Here is a 19,123-nt window from a genome sequence, read left to right on the forward strand (position 1 = left end):
TCATCAGGAACCCGACCCCGGCATTGAGCTGGGCCGACACGCCACGCGAGCGCTTTACCACCGCTCTAGCATCGAAGGTCATGGAGCCGTTCAGCGTCAGGCCATAGTCCTTCGCGTGGGTGGCATAGTGGTAGATCTCGGCCGAGCGCAGCAGCGCCTTGGTCGGGATGCAGCCCCAGTTGAGGCAGATGCCGCCGAGATGCTCGCGCTCCACGACGGCCGTCTTCAGCCCGAGTTGCGCCGCGCGGATGGCCGCAACGTAGCCCCCTGGCCCGCCGCCGATCACGATGATGTCGTAGCCTGCCATGGGGCTGCCCTTTCCTGAGACGCTGTCTAGAGGATGGCGAGGCGCGCGGTCTTCGCGCAGTCCTCGTTCATGTCGGTGAAGAGGCGATCTGCCCCCGCATAGGCGGTGTCGAACTCCGCCTTCGGCTTGTCGACCGCCTCGCGCACGATGGCGAGCAGCCGCCAGGACAGGTCCGTGTAGCGCTGGCGCACAGCCTCATCGCGGAAATTGGCGAGGAACGTGCCCATGGCGCCGAAGCGGAAGACCAGCGCCTCGGCCTCGCGCCGGCCCGTCGCCTCGATCGGTCCGGTACGGGCCGCCTCGTTCAGGGCCTCGGCGCGCAGGCGGATCTGGAAATAGCCTTCGATGATCTCGCGGCAGGTGCGCAGATATTCCGCCCGGACGACATTGCGCTGGATGACCTCGACGTTCTTGCCGTGCGAATAGCTCTGATAGGCCGCAGCCATGAGCGACAGCCCGGCGACGAACAGCGAGACGATGGGCAGGAGGTTGCGCCGCTCGCTCACGGTTCAGCCCTCCCCGGCCGCGGGCTGCGCGGCAAGGCGCCGGAGCATCAGCCACTGGACCGCAACGGCCACCAGACTGCCGGCGGCAATCGCGCCGATCAGGACCGCGCCCCGGCTGCCGATGCCCGCCGTCGGCGCGCTCAGCCATTCCAGCACAGCAAGCGACAGGCCGGCCACCACAAGGAACAGGCCAAGACCCGCGGCCGTCACATCGACGCCGCGGCGCGTGCGCACGAGCCCGAGAGCCAGCCCCAGAACGACGAGGAACGCGACCGCCAGCACCGGCAGCGCGAAAAAGGCCAGGATGAAGCTCTCATCCGCGCGGACACGCTCGACGATGATCTGCAGGGCAACGCCGCCAGCCAGAAGGGACAGCAGCAGGGCGGCTGCGAAGGTGACGATGCTTCTCATCCCTGCGCTCCCGTTCTCGCCCGAAACGCCCTCTCCCGACACGGGCCCGCCACGATGCCCGGTCCGGCATCCGTGCCGGCTGTCAGACCAGCATGCCCATCGGGCTCTCGATATAGCCCCTGAAGGCGCCCATCAGCTCCGCACCCAGCGCCCCGTCCACCGCGCGGTGGTCGGTGGACAGCGTCACGCTCATCACGGTTGCCACCGCCGGCGCACCGTTCTTTACGACCACGCGCTGCTCGCCGGTCCCGACCGCAAGGATGGTGGCGTGCGGCGGGTTGATGACCGCGGCGAAGTCCTTGATCCCGAACATGCCCAGATTGGACACCGCCGAGGTGCCGCCCTGATATTCCTCCGGCTTCAGCTTGCGCGTGCGGGCGCGCGCCGCGAGATCCTTCATCTCGTTGGAAATCGCCGACAGCGTCTTGTGGCAGGCATCGCGGATGACGGGCGTGATCAGCCCGCCGGGAATGGAGACGGCAACGCCGATATCGGCGTGCTTGTGCTTCAGCATGGCGCCGTCGGTCCAGGTGACATTGGCATCCGGCACGGCGCGCAGCGCCATGGCCAGTGCCTTGATGATCATGTCGTTGACCGAAATCTTGTAAGCCGGCTTGCCGTCCTTCGCGGGAGCCGCCTTGTTGATCTGCTCGCGCAGGGCCAGAAGCGCATCGAGCTCGCAGTCGATGGTCAGGTAGAAATGCGGGATGGTCGACTTCGCCTCCGTCAGGCGGCGAGCGATGACCTTGCGCATATTGTCGTGCGGCACTTCCTCGTAGGAACCCGCAGCGAACAGCTTCTTCACCTGATCGTCCGAGGGACCGGCAACCGGGGCCGGCTTCGGCGCGGCGGGAGCCGCAGCCGCCGGGGGCTGCGCCGCGGCCGGAGCGGCCTTCGCCGAACCGTCGGCGGCTGCCGCCTTCACGTCGCGCTCGACGATGCGGCCGTGCGGGCCGGAGCCGACGACCTTCGACAGATCGATGCCCTCAAGCTTGGCGATGCGCTTCGCCAGGGGCGAGGCGAACAGGCGGATCCCCGAGGCCGCCTCGGCGATGCTGGCGGGAACAGGGGATGAAGCAGGGGTCGCAGCCGGCGCAGGGGCGGCGGCCGGCTTCGGCGCGGCCTCGGCCCTGGGGGCGGCTTCCGCTTTCGTCTGAGGCTTGGCCCCTGCCCCGCCGGCCGCGGCCTTCACGTCCTCGCCCTCACCCGCGATAACCGCGATGAGCTGGTTAACCGGCACGTCCTGCGTGCCCTCGGCCACGAGGATCTTGGCGAGGATGCCCTCGTCCACGGCCTCGACCTCCATGGTCGCCTTGTCGGTCTCGATCTCGGCGATGACATCGCCGGCCTTGATCGCGTCGCCTTCCTTCTTCAGCCACTTGGCGAGGTTCCCCTTCTCCATGGTCGGGGACAGCGCGGGCATCAGGATGTCGATGGGCATGGGCGGGTCTCCCGGAGGACGCCGGTTAGCTGATGGCCGAAGTCGTGCCCGGATCGGTCGGGCTGTCGAGCTCGGCGTCGAACATGTTGCGGATGCGGTCGAGGGTGAGGCTCTCGGACTCGCCGGTTTCCTGCGCGTGGATGCGTGAGACGTGGCGGGCGATGTCGGCCAGGATCATGCCCCAGGCCTGGGCATCGTCGAAGGCCCGGCGCACCGTCATGTGCAGCGCGCCATCCACCACCGCCGCACGGAGGACCTCCACGCCGCCCTGATCCAGGGCCGCGGGCGGGATGGTGAGAGCATCGAAAGGCGCGGTCATGACCGGCTCCGCCTCACGTGTAGGTCACGGCCTTGACCGCCTCGATCACCTCGGCGACCGAGGGCAGCGCCAGCTTCTCGAGGTTTGCCGCATAGGGCATCGGCACGTCCTTGCCAGAGACGCGGGCCGGCGGCGCATCGAGATAGTCGAAGGCCTGCTCCACCACGCGCGCCGAGATTTCCGCACCGACGCCGGACTGCTGCCAGCCCTCCTCGACGGTCACGATGCGGCCGGTCTTCATCACCGAGGCGATCACCGTCTCGGTATCGAGCGGGCGGAGCGACCTGAGGTCAATCACCTCGGCGTCGATGCCGAGTTTCTCCAGTTCCGCCGCGGCCTTCACCGCATAGGACATGCCGATGGACCAGGCGACGATGGTGACGTCCTTGCCGGCGCGGTGGATGCGTGCCTTGCCGATGGGGAGCACGAAATCGTCAAGCTTCGGCACGTCGAAGCTCTGCCCATAGAGAATCTCGTTCTCGAGGAAGATGACCGGGTTCGGGTCGCGGATGGCCGCCTTGAGCAGGCCCTTGGCGTCGGCAGCGGTATAGGGCGCCACCACCTTCAGGCCAGGAATGTGCGAATACCAGGCCGAATAGTCCTGGCTGTGCTGGGCGCCGACGCGCGCTGCGGCCCCGTTCGGGCCGCGGAACACGATGGGGCAGCCCATCTGCCCACCCGACATGTAGAGCGTCTTGGCGGCTGAATTGATGATCTGGTCGATGGCCTGCATCGCGAAGTTGAAGGTCATGAACTCGACGATCGGCCTCAATCCGGAAAAGGCTGCGCCGACGCCGATGCCGGCAAAGCCGTGCTCGGTGATCGGCGTGTCGATCACGCGGCGTGCACCGAACTCCTGCAGCAACCCCTGGGTCACCTTGTAGGCGCCCTGATATTCGGCCACCTCCTCGCCCATCACGAAGACGTCGCCGTCGCGGCGCATCTCCTCGGCCATGGCGTCGCGCAATGCCTCGCGCACCGTCATGGTCATCATCTCGGTGCCGGCCGGGACGTCGGGATCGGCGGCGATCGTCGGCGCGGGGGCAGCGGCCGGGGGCGTGAGCGACACGGCCGGGGCTGCCGGCGGCGCCGACTGGTCGGCCCGCATGGCGGCGGCCTCTTCGGTCGGTTTCTGCGGCTTGGCGGTGGACACGGGCGCGGAACCGGCGGCCGAGGCATCCTCCCCCTCCTGCGCCAGCACGGCGATGAGCTCGTTCACCGGCACGTCCTGCGTTCCCTCCGGCACGACGATCCGCGCCAGAATGCCCTCGTCGACCGCCTCGACCTCCATGGTCGCCTTGTCGGTCTCGATCTCGGCGATGATGTCGCCGGGCTTGACGCGGTCACCCTCCTTCTTGGTCCACTTGGCAAGATTGCCCTTCTCCATCGTGGGCGACAGCGCCGGCATCAGGATGTTGACAGGCATGGACGGCTTCCGATCGTTGGGCGGTCAGGAACGGGTGGAGACGGCGCCGGTGACGATCCCGGCGATCACGGCGACGAAAAACACGGCAATGGCGAGATAGAGGCGCTTGAGATGCGGCATGGCCTCGTCCGGCATGTAGCGGATCGCGCCCATCCAGTTGACGAAACGCTTGAGGCCGAGTGCCCGGTAGGGCGGATGCCGCTCCGAAATGCGCCAGGCCTGGAAGCAGGACCAGACCGCGACGAGCCACGCACCGACCGCAACCAATCCGACGGCCGCAACGATGATGGTGGCAGCCACGGCGCGGCCCTCACTTCAGGATATCGGTCCAGAGCTCGGACGGATCGGGCTCCGGATCGTTGGTGGCGAATTCGGCGCTTTCGGCGACGATGTCGCGCACGGCGGCATCCATCTTCTTCAGCTCGTCCTCGGAGACCTGCCAGTCCTTGAGCAGGCGCTCGCGCACCTGCTCGATCGGATCGTGCTCGGTGCGCATCTTCTGCACCTCGTCCTTGGTCCGGTACTTGGCCGGATCGGACATGGAATGGCCGCGATAGCGGTAGGTCTGCATTTCGAGGATGTAGGGACCCTTGCCGGCCCGGCACCAGTCCATGGCGCGCTGGCCGGCCTGGTAGACGGCGCGCACGTCCATGCCGTCGACCTGCTCGCCGGGAATGGCGAAGGACAGGCCGCGTTTGGAAAAATCGGTCTGCGCGGAGGCGCGCGTCACCGCGGTGCCCATGGCGTAGCGGTTGTTCTCGATGATGTAGATGACCGGCAGCTTCCACAGCGCGGCCATGTTGAAGCTCTCGTAGACCTGACCCTGGTTGGCAGCCCCGTCGCCAAAATAGGTCAGGGAGACATTGTCGTTGCCGCGATAGCGGTTGGCGAAGGCGAGGCCGGTGCCGAGCGAGACCTGCGCGCCGACAATGCCGTGGCCGCCGTAGAAATGCTTCTCGCGCGAGAACATGTGCATCGAGCCGCCCTTGCCGCGCGAATAGCCGCCGCGCCGGCCGGTCAGTTCCGCCATGACGCCATTGGCGCTCATGCCCGTGGCCAGCATGTGACCATGGTCGCGGTAGCCGGTGATGACCTGGTCGCCGAGCTTTCCGGCCATCTGCATGCCGACGACGACAGCCTCCTGGCCGATATAGAGGTGGCAGAAGCCGCCGATCAGGCCCATGCCGTACATCTGGCCGGCCTTCTCCTCGAAGCGCCGGATGAGCAGCATCATCCGGTAGGCCTCGATCTCCTGATCGCGGTTCAGGATCGGAGTGCCGGCCTTGGCTGCTGCCCCCTTCTTCGCGCCGGACCGGCCGGTCTCGGCCTTGGCGGCTGACGTTCGGGTGCGCGTGGCGGCCATGGCAGTCCCCTCAGGCAGGCGTCGGTCTGCCAGACATAGCGCGACTGGGCGGGCTGGGGAAGACGGCGTGCGCTTCAGGCATGCGGGGTTGTGCGGCGCACAAACCATTGCGGCGGCAGCGCATTCAACAGCTTAACTGATCTGAGGTTCACAGCTGGTCGTCAACCGATATCCGGTTGAATTCTGCCTCAGCGGCCGGGAGCCAGCAGAACGAGTTCGCGCGGATCGGTGAAGTTGAGCGTCTGGCGGGCGCGCTGGTCCAGCATGTCGGGATCGAGAGCCTCGGGCCTGAGCAGCCTTACCCGGCGCTCGACTTCGGTGCGCTCCGCCTTCAGACGATCCAGGTGACCGCCGAGCTCGGCGATCTCGGCAAGCAGTTGCTGCTTGGCCTTCATGCCGTGGTCGCCGTGCCAGGCATGGAAGCCGAAATAGGCAACGGCCGCCGCGGCCATGGCATAGAGGCCGAGGACCTGGAAAATGCGCTGGCGGCGGGTGCGGATGACCATGGCGCAAGGCTACCAACGGTCGGTTGCGGTTGCGTTAATGCTTGATGAAGCGCGTCAGCGCGCCCGTCGCTGCTGCCCGGTCGCCGCCACCACCAGCAAACCGGCAACGATCGCCGCCACTCCGACTGCGGCCAGAGGCGCGGGCACCTCGCCAAGGACCGGAATGCCGATCAGCGTCCCGAGAACCGGGATCATCGGTGGGAACCGGGCCGCCACCGGCACGCCGAGCGTTCGCGTGCCGAAGGTCCAGAGCAGCAGGCCGATGGCGACGTTGAGGATGCCCTGATTGATGCCGTGAAAGGCGATGATGGGCCAGGGCGCGGCAAACAGCTTCGGCTCGAGCAGCGTGAAATAGAACGGCAGGAAGGCGGCGGCCGAGACCGTGGAGACGATGGCCGCGCCCAGCACGGAAGGCACCTGCCAGCGCCCGCACAGCCAGGTGAAAATGCCCCAGCCCGCCCCGCAGAACACGAAGATCGCATCACCGAGCAGCGTCAGTTCGCCCTCCTGACCTGTCGATCCGGCAATGGCGATGGCCGCAAGCCCGGCCAGCGCGATGGCAAAACCGATCACCGCCCCGGTCGGAATCCGCTGGCCCATCGTCACATAGGCGAGCGTTGTGGCCAGCACCGCCACGACCCCAGGCTGAATCGCCGAGGCATGGGCCGCCGGCGCGAAGCCAAGGCCGATATTGGACAGGACGGTAAGCGGCGCGCCACCGCAGATGGCCAGGATCAGCCCCTTGCGCCAGCCGAGGCCGCCAAGATTGCCAATCCCGGCGCGGATCATGAAGGGCGCCATCACCGCCCCGGCGAAGATGAACCGGGCGGCGGCCAGATCATAGGCGGACAGCCCGCCCTGCAGGCCCCAGCGCACCGTGACGAACTGGCCGCCATAGATGCTCACCGCCGCAAACATGGCGATCAGGGCGAGCGTCCGGGGCGAGAAGCTGGGCATTCCACCATGCTTGTCCTCCGGACCCTTGCGGCCCGCAACGTGGCGCACCGCAGGTCGGCCATGCCGGAACGCCCGGGACATGCGGGCTCGACCTCAGCCCGCCCGCCCGCCATGATCCTGCACGCGGGCCGGTCACGACACCGAATTGAAATGCGGCCCGACTAGGCCTTGGTCTGGATCCATCCGCCCTGCAACCTGCAGGACCCCACCCGGAGAGCGTTGATGTTCAAGCGACCGCTTGCCCTTGCCAGTCTCGTTGCCGCCTCCCTGCTGCTCGCGGCACCGCCGGCCGATGCGCAAAAGCGCTCGCCCAACCAGGGTCAGGGCATTGACAGGATCACGCCGCCGCAGATGACCGGACTGCTGCGCAATCTCGGTCATCAGGCCGAGGTGGTGACGGAAAACAACCGCACGCGCGTGCGCACCCAGATCGGCAATCGCCGGGTCTCGGTCTATTTCTACGCCTGCAACAATGCCGGCTGCCAGTCGATCCAGTACCGCGCCCTGTTCCAGCGGAGCGACCGCTTCTCCCTGGCCTTCGTGAATGCCTGGAACTACGAGAAGCGCTTCGCCAAGGCCTATCTCGATGCGGACGGCGATCTGGTGCTTGAGTGGGATGTGGATTTCGATGGCGGCGTGACCGTCGGTTTCATGACCGAATCGGTCAACACCTTCCAGACGATGCTGCGGACCTTCGACACCTTCACCCCGCGCGGACAGGGCGCCGGAGCCGGCACCGGCGGCGCTGGCCGGTCGATGACGCCTGGTGGCGACGGCGGCGCTGGCCGGTCGATGACGCCCGGCGGCGGCGGTGGCACCGGCCGGTCGGTGACGCCCGGTGGCGAGGCCGGCCGCGGATTCGGTGGCGGCGGAATGGATACCGGGCGGTCGCTGGCGCCGGGGGGCGGCGGCCGCGTCACCACGCCTGATTTCGGCGGAGGCGCCGATACGGGCCGTTCCGTCACCCCCGGTGGTGGCGGCGGACGCTCGATGACCCCCGGCACGCCTCCGGCTGGCCGTGGCGGCGGCGGCGACAGCGGCAAGACGGACACCGGCGACCGGCCGGGCGAGCGCCGCACCTGACAGGGCACCCTCTGTCGGCTCCCGAGCGTTTCATTCCCAAACGAAAACGGCGGGCCCAGGCCCGCCGTTTGTGGTTTCGCAGACCCGGGTGGACAGCATCAGCCGTTCAGCGGCCCACCTTCAGCGCCCGGGCGCCGGCATAACGCGCCTGCGGACCCAGTTCCTCCTCGATGCGGATGAGCTGGTTGTACTTGGCGGTGCGGTCGGAGCGGGCCAGCGAGCCGGTCTTGATCTGCCCGCAATTGGTGGCGACCGCCAGATCCGCGATGGTCGTGTCCTCGGTCTCGCCCGACCGATGCGACATGACGGCCGTATAGGCCGCGTTGTGCGCCATGGAGACGGCAGCGAGCGTCTCGGTCAGCGTGCCGATCTGGTTGACCTTGACCAGGATCGAATTGCCGAGTCCCTTCTCGATGCCCATGCCGAGGCGTTCGGTGTTGGTCACGAACAGGTCGTCGCCCACCAGCTGGCATTTCGCGCCGACGAGATCGGTCAGCATCTTCCAGCCGTCGAGATCGTCCTCGGCCATGCCGTCCTCGATCGAGGCGATCGGGTAGTCGGCGACCAGCTTGGCGAGGTACTTCGCCTGCGCCTTCGGGTCGCGCGTCTTGCGTTCGCCCTCATAGGCGTAAGCGCCGTCCCTGAAAAACTCGGTGGCCGCGCAGTCGAGCGCGATCACCATGTCCGTGCCGGCCGTGTAGCCGGCCTTGTCAATGGCGGTCATGACGAAATCGAGCGCGGCCTGCGCCGACTTCAGGTTGGGCGCGAAGCCGCCCTCGTCGCCGACATTGGTGTTGTGGCCATCGGCCTTCAGCGCGGCCTTCAGCGTGTGGAACACCTCCGAGCCCATGCGCACGGCATCCGCGAAGGTCGGCGCACCGACCGGCATGATCATGAATTCCTGGAAGTCGATCGGATTGTCCGCATGGGCGCCGCCATTGACGATGTTCATCATCGGCACGGGCAGGACATGCGCAAAGGTACCGCCGACGTAGCGGTAGAGCGGCAGGCCATGGGCCTTCGCCGCCGCCTTCGCCACCGCCAGCGAGACGCCGAGAATGGCATTGGCACCAAGCCGCGACTTGTTGTCCGTGCAATCGAGCGCGATCATCGTGTTGTCGATCTGGACCTGATTGGTCGCATCGAAGCCCGAAAGGGCATCAAAGATCTCGCCGTTGACGGCGGCAACGGCCCGGGTGACGCCCTTTCCGAGATAGCGGGACTTGTCGCCGTCGCGCAATTCAACGGCCTCGTGAGCACCCGTCGAGGCGCCCGAGGGCACAGCCGCCCGGCCTTTCGAGCCATCGTCGAGTTCCACATCCACCTCGACGGTCGGATTGCCTCGGCTGTCGAGGATTTCACGGGCGACGATGTCGATGATGGCGGTCATGGCGGCCTCTGGCGCGGACGGAGGGGTTCGCCCGGCCTTCTACAGCAAGGACGCGCCGGTTCAAGCCGCGAACCGGCCGGATGGCCGGGCTTTTCGGCATGGCAGGCAGCTATCGGCGGGCCGCAGGACCTGGGTTCGGACTCCCTTCGCATGGCTGCTTGGTGCTATCACCCCGCTAACCGGGAGGCCGTTCCCGGGCAACCGAACCAACGCGCGCGGTTTGCCACGACGTTCCTACCCCAATTCCCGGCAAGGCGCCTGCCGAGCCCGACTGGACCGAAGACCATGACCGATCTGAAACTGGGCAAGGCGGTCGGCCTGCCCGCCTCCCCCGAGGAAGCCGAACTCGACCGCGTGCCGAACCCGCATGCCGACACCGACTATCTGGCGCGCTTCGTCGCCCCCGAATTCACCTCGCTCTGCCCGGTCACCGGTCAGCCTGACTTCGCCCATCTCGTGATCGACTATGTTCCCGGCGACTGGCTGGTCGAGTCGAAATCGCTGAAGCTCTATCTCGCCTCCTTCCGCAACCACGGCGCCTTTCACGAGGACTGCACGGTGGCTGTCGGCAAGCGCCTGCGCGACCTTCTCGCGCCCCGCTGGCTCCGGATCGGCGGCTACTGGTATCCGCGCGGCGGCATCCCCATCGACGTGTTCTGGCAGACCGGCGAGCCACCGAAGGGCGTCTGGATCCCGGATCAGGGTGTGCCCTCCTATCGCGGGCGGGGATGAGACGACGAACGCCGCCGCCAGCGCCTGCTGATGCACCGGCCAAATGATACACTCGCAGCAACCGAATCAGGGGCTTGCGGGGGAATGGCGCTCAAGGCAACGCGCGACAAGGCTGGCGCGGATGCGCGGGTGGAACTCGAGGAACTGACCGGCGAGCCGCCGCAGCAACTGATCTCGCGCCTGCTCACCTGGGCCGGCGTGGCGCTGTTCGCCATGGGCGCGGTCATCATGGCCGCGCGCTCGCAGACCGGCGCCGAGCGGATTGCCCAGCTGTTCCAGCCCCGGCCGCCACCGGTGCAGCGTGTGGTCGCCACCCCGCCGCAGCCGGCGTCCGATCCCCTGCTGGTCTATGAGACACGGCGCCTGGCCGATGAGGTGCGGCGGCTCGCCGCCGAGCGCGAGGCCCTGGTCGAACGGGTCGCCGCCATGGAACGCACGGTCGGCGACGTGACGGCCTCCATCCCGCGCCAGCCGCAGGGACAGCAGCGTCCGGTTCGCCGCATCGAGATGCAGCCGCCCGACATGGAGGCGCCTGACGCGCCCCCGGCCGGAGCCGCCGCTCCGGCAAGCCCGGCCGCCGCTGCGGTTCCCCCGGGCTCGGCACCGCAGACAGCGCCCTTGCCGCAGCCGCACCCGGCCGCGCCGGCAGCCCCGGCTCAGGCTGAAGCATCGCCGACAGCGGCTGCCCAGCATTCGACGGCCATGCGCACCGAGTTCGGCGTCGATATTGCCGGTGACGTATCGATCGAGGCCCTGCGGGTCCGCTGGCAGCAGTTCCGCAACCAGCATGGCCCCATCCTCGAGGGGCTGAAGCCGGTCATCGCCATTCAGGAGGGCGGCCGCCCGGGAACGGTCGAGCTGCGCCTGATCGCTGGCCCCCTGTCCAATGCCAATGCGGCGGCCCGCCTTTGCGCGACCCTCTCCACCGCAGGAGTGAATTGCAAACCTGCCGTTTTCGACGGACAAAGGCTTGCGGTGCGCTGAACGGGCCAGCCAGAAGCCCGGGCATCGAAAACATGTGAAACGAGCGCTCCCGACAGAACGGGGCGTGCGCCGTCAGGGAGGCACGTGCATGGCATCCAGGCCCTTCGCTTGGGAAAAGTCCTATCCGGCCGGCGTGAAATGGGACACGCCGATCCGGATCACCACGCTCGGCACCCTGATCGACGAGGCCGCCACCAGCTTCGGTGAGCGACCGGCCTTCGAGTTCAGGGACCAGTTCATCTCCTATGCAGAGCTCGGTCGCCGTTCGGATGCCTACGGCGCGGCGCTCCTGCGGGCCGGCGTGACCCGCGACGACACGGTCGCGCTCTATCTGCCGAACATGCCGACCCACCCGATCTGCTTCTTCGGCGCAGCCAAGGCGGGCATCCGCATCGCCCATCTCTCGCCCCTCGATGCGGAAAGGGTGCTGGCCTACAAGCTGAAGGATGCCGGTGCCCGCACGCTGGTGACGAGCAACATCGCCCCGCTCTTCGGCATGGCCCTGAAGCTCTACGACCAGGGGCTGCTCGACCGGCTGATCGTCGCCGAGGACGCCGATTTCGGCGCCTCCGGCATTCCGACCCTGCCCATTCCCGACAAGCCCGGCATCGTGACCTTCCGCGCCTTCGTCGAGGGAGCCGAACGCCCTGCGGCCTGGGCCGAGGTGAAGCCCGACGACATCGCGCTTCTGCAATATACCGGCGGCACCACCGGCATGCCCAAGGGGGCCATGCTCAGCCACGGCAATCTCTCCTCCGCGGTGTCGATCTATGACGCCTGGCAGGCCGCGCTTCCCTCGGGCGACCCGGCCGATGACCGGATCATCCTGGTCCTGCCGCTGTTCCACATCTATGCCCTGACCAGCGTCATGCTTCGCCAGCTGACGCGCGGCTCGTGCATGCTGCTGCGCATGCGGTTCGATCCGGACCAGACCTTCGACGATTTCGAGAAGCGGCGGGCCACGATCTTTCCCGGCGTGCCGACCATGTGGATCGCGCTGGTCAATCATCCCCGCTTTGCCACCGCCGACCTGTCCTCGCTCATCTATGCCGCGTCCGGGGGCGCGCCCCTGCCGGTGGAGATCGCCCGGCGCTTCGAGACCCGAGCCGGCTTCCGCCTGACCGGCGGCTGGGGCATGACCGAGACTTCGCCCGCCGGCACCAACGTGCCGAATACCGGCCTGTCCAAGCCGGGCACGATCGGCCTGCCGCTGCCGGGCCTGGAGATGGACATCTGCGCGCTGGACGATCCGCACAGGGTCCTGCCGACCGGAGAGATCGGCGAGATCCGGATCCGCGGACCGAACGTGACGAAGGGCTACTGGAACAAGCCCGAGGAGAGCGCCGCCTGCTATGCCGACGGCTGGTTCCTGACCGGCGACATCGGCTACATGGACGAGGACGGCTTCTTCTTCATCGTCGACCGCAAGAAGGACATGATCCTGTCCGGCGGATTCAACGTCTATCCGCAGATGATCGAGCAGGCGATCTACGAGCACCCTGCCGTTGGCGAGGTCATCGTGATCGGCATTCCCGACGGCTATCGCGGCGAGGCTGCGAAAGCCTATGTCACGCTGCGCGAAGGGGAAAAGCCGTTCACGCTGGAGGCGCTGCAGGCGTTCCTGAAAGACAAGGTGGGCCGCCACGAGATGCCGGCCGCACTCGAGTTTCGCGACAGCCTGCCCAAGACACCGGTCGGCAAACTGTCGCGCGCCGAACTCCGAAGCGAGGTGCGTGCGGCTGGCTGACGGGTATCTTCCGTCAAATTACCGGTTGCAAGGCGACATATCCGCGAAACAGACGGACGGCACACAGGCTTCATGAGCCTCCTGCCGTCCCGCCGCACGGTCCACTCCGTCCACCGCGATGCCATCTCCGGCGCGTCAGCGGACGGCGGACGCTCGCGGCGGCCATTCCGGTTGCTGCAGCGCCTGATCCTGTTTCTGGTCGCCGCCATCATCTTTCATGGCGTTTCGCTGTTCGCCGTCACCCAGATCGTGCGGGTCCATCCCGAACTGATGACCTCCAACCCGGTCGTCGGGGAATTGCTGTGCGGGCAAGGCATGAAGCTGCGGCTCGACTTCTCGCCCCCGGATGCGGGCCGGCGGCGTGGCCTTGCCGCCTGGATCGACTGCGTCGATGCTCAAGGCTTCATCGACCGCGATGCCGGCACGCTGGCCGCCATCCTCTCGGGCCTCGTCCTCACCATTCCCTTCGCCGTCATCATGCTGGGGATCGTCCTGCGCATGAAGCGTGGCCCGCACGAACGCGCCTTCATGCTTGTCATGACGGCGCCCGAACCAATGGACTGGTTCACGCGGCTCGCCTTCTGCGTCGTCGTCCTGGGCATCGCGGCGATCATCGCGGGAGCCGTCTCAGGCTACATCACGCAGTACCGGCCAGCGCTGGTTCTCGAACACCCGGCAACCATCCGGCTCGCCTGTGGCGAAAACCTCAAGCCGAGGGTCGTCTTTCCCTATTCCCGCAGCAGGCGGCTCGGCTGTTTCACGCAAACCGGCCATGAGGACCATGCGGTCAGCCGCTTCGCGATGCTGCGCCTGCTCGCTCCGCTGTATCTGCTGATCGTCGTGCCCGGCATCTGGCTCGTCTTCCGGATCCGGACGATGAGGCGCACACGCGCGGTGCCGATGAAGGACTGACGCGCGAGACTGACCCCGGGGACCGGGCGGCTGCGGCGCGTGTGGCCCTGCCATGACCGGCCGGCGCTTGTGCCGCAAGGTCCGCCGTGCTGACTGGCTCAAGGGGCGGCGGACGGGCCCCGGGGGCTCGGGAATGGCGACATCGGCGGAAGCAAGACGCGCCTATCTCTTGCTGCTCGTCATGCCGCTGTTCTTCTCGTCCAACCTCGTGATCGCGCGGGGCATGGGTGACGCCGTGCCCCCCTTCACGCTTGCCCTGCTGCGCTGGGCGGTTGCGGCCGCCATCCTGCTCCCCTTCACCGGCCGGTCGCTGGTGGAACACCGCGCGGCGATCGTGGCGAGCGGGCCGCGCATCCTGCTGCTCGGCTTTCTCGGCATGTGGATCTGCGGGGCCGGCGTGTACTGGGCGCTGGGCCTCACCACGGCGACCAACGCGACGCTGATCTACACCACCTCGCCGGTCCTGATCCTCATCCTTGAGGCGCTGGCCCTCGGGAAGGCCCTGCCGCTGGCGCGCCTCGCCGGCGTCATCCTCGCCATGGCTGGCGTGATGGTCATCGTTCTGCGCGGGGAACCTGCGGCGCTGCTGGCGCTGGACCTGAACCTCGGCGATCTCGGCATCGCCGCCGCGGCCCTCGCCTGGGCGGTCTATTCGCTCGTGCTGAAGAACCACCGGCTCGCCGCCATCCCGACGCTGACCCTGTTTGCGGCCATCTCGCTGGCGGGTGTCGCCACCTTGCTGCCCTTTGCGCTGGTCGAACTCGCCATGATCGGCGGCTGGCCTCGGTCGCTGTCGACCTGGATCGGGATGCTCGGGCTGGCCCTGTTCTCGGCGGTAGGCGCCTTCTCGCTCTACCAGTATGGGGTCAAGGTGGTCGGGCCGGCGATCACCTCCTGTTTCCTCTACCTGCTGCCCGTCTATGGCGTCGGCATGGCCGTGATCTTCCTCGGCGAGGCCTTCAGGACCTACCACCTGGCCGGAATGGCCCTCGTCCTCGTCGGGCTGATCGCGGCGACCGCGCCGCCCGAGATCGCCGCCCTCGTGGCGCGCCGGCTCGGCTTTGGCCGATCCGGCAGGGAAGCCGACGGAGGCCCCTCCTCCACGCCCTAATTTCAGCTATAAGCGCCGCCAGTCTGCCGTTGACCTGCCACGTTCAGAGACCCGATGCCGAGCCGCCGCCACCTTCTAGCCGCCCTCGCGGCCGCTCCGGTCCTGAACATGGGGGCAAACACCGCGCAGGCGCAGCAGCCGGCCCCTCCGGCACCGGCCATCGGCGACGGCCAGGCGATCTCACGGGATGCCCTGATCGCCCATGCGCGGGAGGTTGCCCGCGCCCCCTACCAGGCCCCGCGCGCCGATCTGCCCCGTAGCCTGACCCAGCTGACGCTCGAGCAGTATCGGCAGATCCGCTTCCGGCCCGAGCGCCGGCTCTGGACTGGCGAGAACCGCGGGTTCACCCTCGATCTGCTGCCGCCCGGCAACGTCTTCACCACGCCGGTCACCATCCGCACCGTCGATGCAGGGGTCATCCGGGACCAGCGCTATCAGGCTGACGCCTATGATTTCGGGCCGGTTCCGGTGCCAGGCGAGGCGACGCTGCCCTTCACGGGCTTTCGCGCCTTCGCTCCCCTCGGCCGTTCCGAACAGGACGAGTTCCTGATCTTCCAGGGCGCCAGCCTGTTCCGCGCCATTGCACGCGGCCAGGTCTTCGGCCTCATGGCCCGCGGCCTCACGCTCAATGTCGCCGAAGCCCAGGGCGAGGAGTTCCCGCTGTTCCGCTCGTTCTGGATCGAGCGTCCGGGCGTCGGCGGCAATGCGCTGGTGATCCACGCGCTGCTCGATTCGGACAGCGTGACCGGGCTTTACCGCTTCTCCGTGCGGCCGGGCGATATCACGGTCTGCGACGTCGAGGTCACGCTGCTTCCGCGCGTCGATCTCGCCCATGTCGGCATTGCGCCCCTGACCGCCAACTATCTCTTTGCCCCCAATGACCGCACCAATATCGACGATGTCCGCGGCGGCGTTCACGACATCGGCGGGCTGCAGATGCTGAACGGCCAGGGCGAGTGGATCTGGCGCCCGGTCCAGAACCCCGAGACGCTGCAGATTTCCGCCTTCGTCGACCAGAATCCCAAAGGCTTCGGCCTGCTGCAGCGCGACCGGCGCTTCGAGGCCTATAACGATCTCGACGCCCGCTTCGAGCGGCGACCCAGCGTCTGGATCGAGCCGCTCGGCGATTGGGGACAGGGTCAGGTGCAACTGGTCGAAATCCCGCTCAACGACGAGATGAACCGCAACATCCTCGCCTACTGGCGGCCGCGTCAGCCGCTGGCACGCGGCGCCGAGCACTTTTTCAGCTACCGGATGCACTGGTGCTGGTCGCCGCCGGAGCGGCCCGGAAATGCCTATGTGACCTCGACGCGAACCGGCCGCGCGCCTGCCGGCGGGCGACGCCGCCGTTTTCTGGTCGATTTCTCGTCGGAAGACTTCGCCGACCCGGCAAGGGCGAACGGTCTTCAGGCCCGGCTGACCCACCAGCGCGGACGGATCGGCCCGGTCGATGGCCGGCTCGTGCCGGAACTGAAACTCTACCGTGTCGCCTTCGACCTTGACCCGGAGGCTGCCAATCAGGTGGAACTGCGGCTGGTGCTGGAACGCGAAGGACAGGCTCAAAGCGAAACATGGCTGTACAGATGGACGCCCTGACGGAGAGGCCGGCGCCCCTGCCGACCCTGCGCGAACGGCCGGCCATGCCCGCCCATGCCCCGCTCGACATGCCCGTCCAGTCGCTGCGCCGATGGTCGGATGCCGAGCGCCGGCCGCGCCTGGCGCCCGAACTCTGGCGCAAGCCCCTGCTGGCCCGTCTGGTTGCCTTCGGCGGCATGGCGGCGGTCACCGCGATGGGCGCCTGGCAGATGTACCGGGTGGTCGAGGCCGGCGGTGTGACGCTGCTGGAATGGTTGTTCCTCGTCCTGTTCGTGATCAACTTCTCCTGGATCTCGCTGGCCTTCATGACCGGCATCCTCGGCGCGGCTCACCTGCTGCGCCATGGGCTGAGCCGTCGTCCGGACCTGCCGGCCCGGCTCGCCGAACGCACGGCCGTGGTCATGCCGATCTACAACGAGAGCCCGGCGCGCGTGTTCGGCACCGTGCAGGCGATCGCCGAGGATGTGATCGCCACGGGTCACGGAGCCTCCTTCGATTTCTTCTTCCTGTCCGACACCACCGACCCCGACATCTGGATCGCCGAGGAACGTGCCTTCCTCGCCCTGCGCGAGCGCCTGCCGTCCATCGGCATCTTCTACCGGCACCGGCCGAAGAACACGGCGCGCAAGGCTGGCAACATTGCCGACTTCGTCTCCCAGTGGGGCGGCAACTACCCCCACATGCTGGTGCTGGACGCCGACAGCCTGATGACCGGCGAGACCATCGTGGCGCTGGCCGCCGCGATGGAAAAGGACCCCGATGCCGGCATCATCCAGACCCTGCCGCGGCTCATCAACCGCAACACGCTGATCGCCCGGTTGCAGCAGTTCGCTGCGGGCGTCTACGGACCCGTCTGCGCGGCCGGCCTTGCCGTCTGGTCGGGGCGCGACAGCAATTACTGGGGCCATAACGCCATCATCCGCATGGAGGCCTTCGCCTCCTCAGCCGGCCTGCCGGACCTTCCCGGCAAGCCGCCCTTCGGCGGGCACATCCTGAGCCACGACTTCGTCGAGGCCGGCCTCATCCGCCGGCGCGGCTATGCGGTCTACATGCTGCCGCTGCTGCCCGGCTCCTACGAGGAAAGCCCGCCCTCGCTCATGGATCTGGCGATCCGTGACCGGCGCTGGTGCCAGGGCAATCTCCAGCACAGCCGCGTGCTGTTCGCGCGCGGCCTTCACTGGGCGACGCGCCAGCACCTCATCACCGGCATCATGAGCTATCTGTCGAGCCCGCTCTGGCTCGCCCAGCTTCTTGTCGGTCTGGCCCTGGCGCTGCAGGCGGCCTTCATCCGGCCGGAATATTTCACCAGCCAGTTCACGCTGTTCCCCGCTTGGCCGGTCTTCGACGCCGAGCGCGCCCTCAACCTGTTCATGTTCACGATGGCGATCCTGCTGGCCCCGAAACTGTTCGGCTGGCTGGTCACGCTGCTGAACGGCCCGGCGCGGCGGGGCTCTGGCGGGGCGATCATGCTCACGCTGTCCACCCTCATCGAGATCCTGCTCTCGGCCATCATCGCCCCGGTGATGATGCTGATCCAGTCCGGGTCGGTGACTGGCATCCTGTCCGGCCGCGACACCGGCTGGAAGACGCAGCGCCGCGACGACGGCTCGATCCCGTTCCGTGCCATCGTCCAGCGCCACTGGCGGCACACGATGCTCGGCATCGTCGCGGCCATCGCCGCCTTCTCGATCTCGCCCTACATTTTCGCCTGGATGTCGCCGACCATCGTCGGCCTGTGGCTGGCCGTTCCGTCGTCCTGGGCCTCGGCTTCGGCCAGTATCGGCTGGACGCTGCGCCGCGCCCGTCTCCTGCTCATTCCGGAGGAAACCTCCCCGCCCCCGATCGCCGACCGCGCCGTGGTGCTGGGCAGGGAGTTCGAGGCCATGGCGCTCGAGGACCGCAAGGCCCTCGACCTTGTCCACGAAGACAGCACGTTCCGAGAACTGCATCAGTCGATCATCCAGATCCCGGCCGCGCGCGTGCGCGGGCGCATCGATGCCGACCGCGTCATCGCCGAAGCCAAGCTGACCGACGCCCAGTCGATCGATGACGCACGCACCTGGCTGTCGGGTCGCGAGACGATGCTGGTGCTGCACGACCGCGCCCTGATCGCGCTTCTGGCGGCCCTGCCGCGGGCCGAGGCGACCGGCGTCTGACGCTGCTGCGCTGCACAATCACGCGGCAGCGAATCGGCCAAAGCCCAAACTTCGCGCAGGCGCGGCACCCGTCGTCACTTCAACAAACCCTCCCAAACCATTGATAAGACGAAGCCAGTTGACGCAAGCCAGGCTTGGCATTGCGCTTGCTACCCCTTTGTCATCTTTCTTGGCCG

General features: G+C 67.7%; 19 protein-coding genes. 8 read left to right on the top strand and 11 right to left on the bottom strand.

The window, feature by feature from the left end; genetic code table 11:
* The 10 genes from ACTIFS_RS21370 to ACTIFS_RS21415 all read right to left on the bottom strand — a co-directional run.
* Positions 1-307, bottom strand: a 307-nt coding sequence (locus tag ACTIFS_RS21370) for an FAD-dependent oxidoreductase (protein WP_439576145.1), incomplete at its 3' end; no start/stop codon positions are given.
* 26 nt (positions 308-333) lie between these two features.
* The gene (locus ACTIFS_RS21375; RefSeq protein ID WP_439576146.1) at positions 334-813 is read right to left on the bottom strand and encodes a hypothetical protein; all 480 of its coding nucleotides are present in this window, start codon (positions 811-813) and stop codon (positions 334-336) included.
* A 3-nt stretch (positions 814-816) separates the two neighbouring features.
* Positions 817-1,224, bottom strand: a complete 408-nt coding sequence (locus tag ACTIFS_RS21380) for a hypothetical protein (protein WP_439576147.1) — start codon at positions 1,222-1,224, stop codon at positions 817-819.
* An 82-nt stretch (positions 1,225-1,306) separates the two neighbouring features.
* Entirely contained in the window at positions 1,307-2,665 is a 1,359-nt protein-coding gene (locus ACTIFS_RS21385) for a pyruvate dehydrogenase complex dihydrolipoamide acetyltransferase (RefSeq protein WP_439576148.1), read from the bottom strand.
* 25 nt (positions 2,666-2,690) lie between these two features.
* Positions 2,691-2,984: a DUF5076 domain-containing protein gene (locus ACTIFS_RS21390; RefSeq protein ID WP_439576149.1), complete on the bottom strand. Its 294-nt coding sequence runs from the start codon at positions 2,982-2,984 to the stop codon at positions 2,691-2,693.
* A gap of 13 nt (positions 2,985-2,997) precedes the next feature.
* Entirely contained in the window at positions 2,998-4,410 is a 1,413-nt protein-coding gene (locus ACTIFS_RS21395) for a pyruvate dehydrogenase complex E1 component subunit beta (RefSeq protein ID WP_439576150.1), read from the bottom strand.
* Positions 4,411-4,434: 24 nt separating this feature from the next.
* Positions 4,435-4,710 carry a hypothetical protein gene (locus ACTIFS_RS21400; protein WP_439576151.1) on the bottom strand — a complete coding sequence of 92 codons (276 nt, stop codon included), beginning with the start codon at positions 4,708-4,710 and terminating at the stop codon, positions 4,435-4,437.
* A 10-nt stretch (positions 4,711-4,720) separates the two neighbouring features.
* Positions 4,721-5,773 (bottom strand): pyruvate dehydrogenase (acetyl-transferring) E1 component subunit alpha, encoded by a 1,053-nt coding sequence (gene pdhA / locus ACTIFS_RS21405; protein ID WP_439576152.1) that lies wholly within the window; start codon positions 5,771-5,773, stop codon positions 4,721-4,723.
* 188 nt (positions 5,774-5,961) lie between these two features.
* Positions 5,962-6,279, bottom strand: a complete 318-nt coding sequence (locus ACTIFS_RS21410) for an FtsB family cell division protein (RefSeq protein ID WP_439576153.1) — start codon at positions 6,277-6,279, stop codon at positions 5,962-5,964.
* A 54-nt stretch (positions 6,280-6,333) separates the two neighbouring features.
* A complete protein-coding gene (locus ACTIFS_RS21415) occupies positions 6,334-7,236 on the bottom strand; it encodes a DMT family transporter (RefSeq protein ID WP_439576154.1) in 903 nt (300 codons plus the stop codon).
* A 222-nt stretch (positions 7,237-7,458) separates the two neighbouring features.
* Between ACTIFS_RS21415 and ACTIFS_RS21420 the strand changes: the two genes are divergently transcribed.
* Positions 7,459-8,319 (top strand): YbjN domain-containing protein, encoded by an 861-nt coding sequence (locus ACTIFS_RS21420; RefSeq protein ID WP_439576155.1) that lies wholly within the window; start codon positions 7,459-7,461, stop codon positions 8,317-8,319.
* A gap of 106 nt (positions 8,320-8,425) precedes the next feature.
* Here the strand turns inward: ACTIFS_RS21420 and eno are convergent, their stop codons facing one another.
* A complete protein-coding gene (gene eno / locus ACTIFS_RS21425; RefSeq protein WP_439576156.1) occupies positions 8,426-9,709 on the bottom strand; it encodes a phosphopyruvate hydratase in 1,284 nt (427 codons plus the stop codon).
* Positions 9,710-9,994: 285 nt separating this feature from the next.
* Here eno and queF point away from each other — a divergent pair, with 285 nt between their 5' ends.
* From queF to mdoH, 7 genes are all read left to right on the top strand, one after another.
* Positions 9,995-10,441 carry a preQ(1) synthase gene (gene queF, locus ACTIFS_RS21430; RefSeq protein ID WP_439576157.1) on the top strand — a complete coding sequence of 149 codons (447 nt, stop codon included), beginning with the start codon at positions 9,995-9,997 and terminating at the stop codon, positions 10,439-10,441.
* Between the two features lie 84 nt (positions 10,442-10,525).
* On the top strand, positions 10,526-11,425 hold the full coding sequence (locus tag ACTIFS_RS21435) for a hypothetical protein (protein ID WP_439576158.1): 900 nt from the start codon (positions 10,526-10,528) through the stop codon (positions 11,423-11,425).
* An 88-nt stretch (positions 11,426-11,513) separates the two neighbouring features.
* Positions 11,514-13,172: a dicarboxylate--CoA ligase PimA gene (pimA, locus tag ACTIFS_RS21440; RefSeq protein WP_439576159.1), complete on the top strand. Its 1,659-nt coding sequence runs from the start codon at positions 11,514-11,516 to the stop codon at positions 13,170-13,172.
* 72 nt (positions 13,173-13,244) lie between these two features.
* Positions 13,245-14,084, top strand: a complete 840-nt coding sequence (locus ACTIFS_RS21445) for a hypothetical protein (protein WP_439576160.1) — start codon at positions 13,245-13,247, stop codon at positions 14,082-14,084.
* A 133-nt stretch (positions 14,085-14,217) separates the two neighbouring features.
* The gene (locus ACTIFS_RS21450) at positions 14,218-15,195 is read left to right on the top strand and encodes a DMT family transporter (RefSeq protein ID WP_439576161.1); all 978 of its coding nucleotides are present in this window, start codon (positions 14,218-14,220) and stop codon (positions 15,193-15,195) included.
* 54 nt (positions 15,196-15,249) lie between these two features.
* Positions 15,250-16,791, top strand: coding sequence for a glucan biosynthesis protein (locus ACTIFS_RS21455; RefSeq protein ID WP_439576162.1), 1,542 nt, complete (start codon positions 15,250-15,252; stop codon positions 16,789-16,791).
* Entirely contained in the window at positions 16,767-18,947 is a 2,181-nt protein-coding gene (mdoH, locus tag ACTIFS_RS21460) for a glucans biosynthesis glucosyltransferase MdoH (RefSeq protein WP_439576163.1), read from the top strand. Before ACTIFS_RS21455 ends, mdoH begins: the two co-directional genes overlap by 25 nt.
* Positions 18,948-19,123 lie beyond the last annotated feature (176 nt).

It is taken from the genome of Phreatobacter sp. (assembly GCF_051860605.1).
Classification (GTDB): domain Bacteria; phylum Pseudomonadota; class Alphaproteobacteria; order Rhizobiales; family Phreatobacteraceae; genus Phreatobacter.

What these genes read in the sequence shown, in the direction of transcription:
- ACTIFS_RS21415 (WP_439576154.1), bottom strand. Translation starts at nt 7,236, where the DNA reads ATGCCCAGCTTCTCGCCCCGGACGCTCGCCCTGATCGCCATGTTTGCG.
- pdhA (WP_439576152.1), bottom strand. Translation starts at nt 5,773, where the DNA reads ATGGCCGCCACGCGCACCCGAACGTCAGCCGCCAAGGCCGAGACCGGC.
- eno (WP_439576156.1), bottom strand. Translation starts at nt 9,709, where the DNA reads ATGACCGCCATCATCGACATCGTCGCCCGTGAAATCCTCGACAGCCGA.
- ACTIFS_RS21420 (WP_439576155.1), top strand. Translation starts at nt 7,459, where the DNA reads ATGTTCAAGCGACCGCTTGCCCTTGCCAGTCTCGTTGCCGCCTCCCTG.
- ACTIFS_RS21385 (WP_439576148.1), bottom strand. Translation starts at nt 2,665, where the DNA reads ATGCCCATCGACATCCTGATGCCCGCGCTGTCCCCGACCATGGAGAAG.
- ACTIFS_RS21450 (WP_439576161.1), top strand. Translation starts at nt 14,218, where the DNA reads ATGGCGACATCGGCGGAAGCAAGACGCGCCTATCTCTTGCTGCTCGTC.
- queF (WP_439576157.1), top strand. Translation starts at nt 9,995, where the DNA reads ATGACCGATCTGAAACTGGGCAAGGCGGTCGGCCTGCCCGCCTCCCCC.
- ACTIFS_RS21445 (WP_439576160.1), top strand. Translation starts at nt 13,245, where the DNA reads ATGAGCCTCCTGCCGTCCCGCCGCACGGTCCACTCCGTCCACCGCGAT.
- ACTIFS_RS21380 (WP_439576147.1), bottom strand. Translation starts at nt 1,224, where the DNA reads ATGAGAAGCATCGTCACCTTCGCAGCCGCCCTGCTGCTGTCCCTTCTG.
- ACTIFS_RS21390 (WP_439576149.1), bottom strand. Translation starts at nt 2,984, where the DNA reads ATGACCGCGCCTTTCGATGCTCTCACCATCCCGCCCGCGGCCCTGGAT.
- ACTIFS_RS21410 (WP_439576153.1), bottom strand. Translation starts at nt 6,279, where the DNA reads ATGGTCATCCGCACCCGCCGCCAGCGCATTTTCCAGGTCCTCGGCCTC.
- mdoH (WP_439576163.1), top strand. Translation starts at nt 16,767, where the DNA reads ATGGCTGTACAGATGGACGCCCTGACGGAGAGGCCGGCGCCCCTGCCG.
- ACTIFS_RS21455 (WP_439576162.1), top strand. Translation starts at nt 15,250, where the DNA reads ATGCCGAGCCGCCGCCACCTTCTAGCCGCCCTCGCGGCCGCTCCGGTC.
- ACTIFS_RS21435 (WP_439576158.1), top strand. Translation starts at nt 10,526, where the DNA reads ATGGCGCTCAAGGCAACGCGCGACAAGGCTGGCGCGGATGCGCGGGTG.
- pimA (WP_439576159.1), top strand. Translation starts at nt 11,514, where the DNA reads ATGGCATCCAGGCCCTTCGCTTGGGAAAAGTCCTATCCGGCCGGCGTG.
- ACTIFS_RS21395 (WP_439576150.1), bottom strand. Translation starts at nt 4,410, where the DNA reads ATGCCTGTCAACATCCTGATGCCGGCGCTGTCGCCCACGATGGAGAAG.